The sequence below is a fragment of the Gaiella sp. genome, assembly GCF_035558935.1.
In the GTDB taxonomy this organism is placed as follows: Bacteria; Actinomycetota; Thermoleophilia; order Gaiellales; family Gaiellaceae; genus Gaiella.
The window spans coordinates 1-3,775 of the sequence record NZ_DATMBZ010000178.1 but is presented as its reverse complement, the minus strand read 5'-3'; the positions used below and the strand labels follow the sequence as shown (position 1 = coordinate 3,775).

Here is a 3,775-nt window from a genome sequence, read left to right as displayed (position 1 = left end):
ATTCCTTACATGAGGACGTCGGCACAAGAGGGAGGTAAGCGATGGCGCAGAGCGGCAAGCGACGCGGAGCGCGCCGGGGTGGCCTGCCGGGCACCGTGCTGGGGCTGGCGGCGCTCGGCGTCGCGGCGGCGGTCACGTACTGGCCGTCGTCGCTCCCGGAGCCCCTCGCGGCGCCGAACGACCCGATCCTTCCGGATCTCGCCATGTCGCCGCTGACCGACGTCGCGGCCGGCGTGGCGCCGAGTGGGAACCAGTACGTCGCCTTCACCGCGTCGATCGGAAATCTCGGCTCGGGCCCCTTCATCGTCCATGCCGTCCGTGCTGACGAGCGTGGCGACTGGCGCGTCTCGCAACGGTTCCGCGAGCACGACGCGCCGACGAGCGAGGTCGTGACGCCCGGGAACATGGTCTTCGGCGGCCACGGGCACGATCACTGGCACGTCCAGATCGGCGCGTCGTACTGGCTCACGCGTCCTGCGTCCAGCGAGGTCCTCCGCCGCTACTCGAAGGTCGGCTACTGCTTCTTCGACCAGGTGCGACTCGCGAGGCAGCCGGCGGATGCGCCGATCGCGCCGACGTTCGGCAAGGACGACTGCGACGGTCGATCGACGCTCGAACTCGAGATGGGTCTCTCGCCCGGATTCGCCGATCCGTACTTCTGGACGCTCCCGGATCAGCGTCTGCTCGTAAACGGCCTCGCGGACGGCGTGTACCGGCTGTGGGCAGATGCCGATCCGAACGACTGGTTCCGCGAGGCGAACGAGGCAAACAATCTCACGTGGGTCGACCTCCAGCTGACGCTGTCGCAGAGCCCACCGAAGGTCGAGGTCGTCCGACGTGGGCCGGCGGGCGCGTCCGCCTGGGTTGCCGGCTGAGCTACGAGCTGACGAGCGTCGTGCCGCCCGAGGTGCTCGTCACCGACGCGTCCGACGCATGTGAGCGCAACTGCGCGCCGAGCGACGTCGCGAGCCAGATCGCCAGGAACGTCGCGAGCACCGCCACCGCCGCGAGACCGAGACCCATGACCCGTACCTCATGCTCCCTCGCTCTCCCCGTCATCGCCGTTTTCCCCCTCGGAATCGGTGTTCGTCGTCCTGACTCCGACGGTAGTGACCCCTTCGGGGGGCGCAATGCCTCGCACGAGTGACTGAACAGCCCTCCCCGGGCCCCGGTCGGGTGAGCCCGCCGTCGGACGCGCATGCGAGACTGCGGCCGTGAAGGTTCTCCTCGCAGACGACCATCGCCTGATGCTCGACGGCATCCGCCGCGCCCTCGAGGACGACGGCGGCTTCGAGATCGTCGGCGAGACCCAGAATGGCGCGCAGGTGCTCCCGCTCGTCGGCCAGACGAGCCCGGACCTCGTGGTGCTCGACGTCCGGATGCCGAACATGGACGGCCTCCAGTGCCTCGAGGAGATCCGGCGCCGGCACCCCAAGGTCAAGGTCGTGATGCTCTCCGCCTCCACGACCCCCGACCTGATCGAGGAGGCGCTACGGCGCGGCGCGAGCGCCTACGTGCTGAAGACCGTCGATCCGACCGACCTGCCCTCGACGCTCCGGCAGGTGATCGGCGGCACCGTCTTCTCGACGGTCGGCGCGACCGAGGCCTCCACGTCGAGCGGCGCCAAGGCGGCCGGGCTCACCGACCGGGAGATCGCGATCCTCACAGAGCTCGCGAGCGGCAAGTCGAACGACGAGATCGCCAAGGAGCTCTGGGTCACGCAGCAGACGGTGAAGTTCCACCTGACGAACGTCTACCGCAAGCTCGGCGCCAAGAATCGGGCGGACGCAGTGCGGCAGGCCTACCAGCTCGGCCTGATCCAGCGGCCGCTCGGCGACGACTGAGCTCAGCCGGTCGCGCGCCGCAGACCGCCCGCGGCGGACGTCGGCGTCCGCCAGGCGCCGCGCGCGTTCGCGAAGAGCAGGACGGCTCCGACGATCGTCGTCGGCACGTACCACACGGCCTGCATCGCGATCGCGAACGCCAGCCCCTCCTCCCGGCCGACGCCGAAGAGCGCGAGCGCCGAGACGCCGAGCCACTGGTACGTGCCGACGAAGCCCGGGGACGACGGAATGGCGACCCCGAGGTTCAGCGCTGCAGTCACGAACACCGCGTCGAGCAGCGACAGGTCGACGCCCACAGCGCGTCCCACGAGGACCGCCCCGAGCGCCCAGGCGCTCCAGGCGGCGACGCTGAAGCCGAACCAGACGAGCCCGCGCTCGACGGACAGCGGATCCGAGAGCCCCTCGAGCGTGTCCCGCACGAACCGCCGCGGCAGCCCGCGGTGCTCCCGGCGCCCACGCGGCCGGCGACGGGTGTACGAGCGGGCCGCGACAAGAAGCACGCCGAGGACCGCTAGGACGAGCACGGAGCCGACGACGATGCGGTCGACCCATCCCTCGTCGGTGACGAACGGCAGGCTCACGAGCAGGAAGGTGACGAGAGCGAGGATGTCGAAGCCGCGGTCGAGCACGACGGTCGCGACCCCACGCCCGTAGGAGTAGGCACCGCGCGACACCCAGCGGGCCCGCAGCCAGTCCCCGACACGGCCTGGCAGCACGTTGTTGACCGCGACGCCCGCAACGACCATCTCGACGAACCGGCGCTGTGGGAGCCGCGTGTCGGCGATCCGCCGCCACCGCGCCGCCTGCAGCCAGTAGACCGCGCCCATGCAGGCCACGGCGCCGAGCAACGGCAACGGGTGAACTCCCTGCAGCGTGCCCCAGACCGCCCCGAGATCGGTCCCGCGGATCGCGAGGTAGAGGAAGACGATCGAGACCGGGATCCCGATCGCCGCAGCCACGACGAGCGAGCGGCTGCGCGGGCTGCCGGGCACCTCTGGCAGCGAGGGAGTCGCGGTCGGGCGGACGACCGAGTCCGGGACGACGGTCACCTCGGAAGCATCGTCACACGTCATGCGCTAGGCCAGCGGCGCGGGTCCCGACCAGGCCTAGCCCATGGTCCAGACAGGCGCTCCGATGCGCACGCGATCATTCACCGGTGCCCGTCACGACGCTCAGGGGTGTGGCTCCCCATGCCGCCGACCCGCGCGCGACTGACGCCGGCCCCGAACCACGCCCGCGCGTCGCCGAGGGCCGCTTCGCACGCGTCCTCGAAACGAGCCCCTTTCCGATCCTGCTCGTCTCGCTCGTCGGCATCGTCCTCCTCTCCGTCTTCGCACCGTCGATCGTCGTCGGCGACACCTGGCTGACGCTGATGGCGGGCCGCGAGGTCCTCGACCACGGCCTTCCCCACACCGAGCATCTGACGATCCTCGGCGACGGGCGAACGTGGACCGACCAGCAGTGGCTCGCGCAGGTCGTCTTCTACGCAGCGCACGAGCTCGCCGGGATGCGCGCGGTGATCCTGCTCGGAATCGCCCTCGTCCTCGTCGCGCTCGCGCTCGTCACCGCCACGGCAAGGACGAGCGGCGCCTCGTCGCGCTCGACCTTCCTGATCGGCTTCCTCGCCGTGCTGGCCGGCCCCTGGGGCTGGACGTTGCGTGCGCAGACAACGGCACTTCCCTTCTATGCCGGGACGCTTTGGCTCCTGATCGACGCCTCGCGCCGTGGCGTGCGCCGCAGGACGCTGCTCGTGCTGCCGCTGCTCGTCGTCTGGGCGAACCTCCACGGCTCGGTCGTCCTCGGCGCGGCCTTGACGATGTTGCTCGGGGTGGTCGCCATGGTGTGCGCCCGACGGCTCGCCTGGCTACCCGCCACGCTCGTCGTGCTCGCACCACTCTGCGTGTTGGCATCGCCGTACGGGACGAAGCTCG

5 protein-coding genes are annotated in these 3,775 nt (G+C 70.7%); 3 read left to right on the top strand and 2 right to left on the bottom strand.

Features of this window, described 5'->3' with window-relative positions:
* Positions 1 to 41: 41 nt before the first annotated feature.
* A complete protein-coding gene (locus VNM44_RS16795; RefSeq protein ID WP_325627431.1) occupies positions 42 to 875 on the top strand; it encodes a hypothetical protein in 834 nt (277 codons plus the stop codon).
* 1 nt (position 876) lies between these two features.
* Here the strand turns inward: VNM44_RS16795 and VNM44_RS16790 are convergent, their stop codons facing one another.
* Complete coding sequence (locus VNM44_RS16790) at positions 877 to 1,023, bottom strand: hypothetical protein (RefSeq protein WP_325627429.1); 147 nt, start codon at positions 1,021 to 1,023, stop codon at positions 877 to 879.
* A gap of 191 nt (positions 1,024 to 1,214) precedes the next feature.
* On the opposite strand from VNM44_RS16790, the gene VNM44_RS16785 reads away from it, so the two are divergent.
* A complete protein-coding gene (locus tag VNM44_RS16785; RefSeq protein ID WP_325627427.1) occupies positions 1,215 to 1,844 on the top strand; it encodes a response regulator transcription factor in 630 nt (209 codons plus the stop codon).
* Between the two features lie 2 nt (positions 1,845 to 1,846).
* Here VNM44_RS16785 and VNM44_RS16780 read toward each other — a convergent pair whose 3' ends face one another.
* Positions 1,847 to 2,893, bottom strand: a complete 1,047-nt coding sequence (locus VNM44_RS16780; RefSeq protein ID WP_325627425.1) for a lysylphosphatidylglycerol synthase transmembrane domain-containing protein — start codon at positions 2,891 to 2,893, stop codon at positions 1,847 to 1,849.
* A gap of 107 nt (positions 2,894 to 3,000) precedes the next feature.
* Between VNM44_RS16780 and VNM44_RS16775 the strand changes: the two genes are divergently transcribed.
* Positions 3,001 to 3,775: hypothetical protein (locus VNM44_RS16775; RefSeq protein ID WP_325627423.1), on the top strand; the 775-nt coding region annotated here is incomplete at its 3' end.

Bases quoted from the DNA above. Each gene is read 5' to 3' on its own strand.
- VNM44_RS16795 (WP_325627431.1), top strand. From the start codon at position 42: ATGGCGCAGAGCGGCAAGCGACGCGGAGCGCGCCGGGGTGGCCTGCCG.
- VNM44_RS16790 (WP_325627429.1), bottom strand. From the start codon at position 1,023: ATGGGTCTCGGTCTCGCGGCGGTGGCGGTGCTCGCGACGTTCCTGGCG.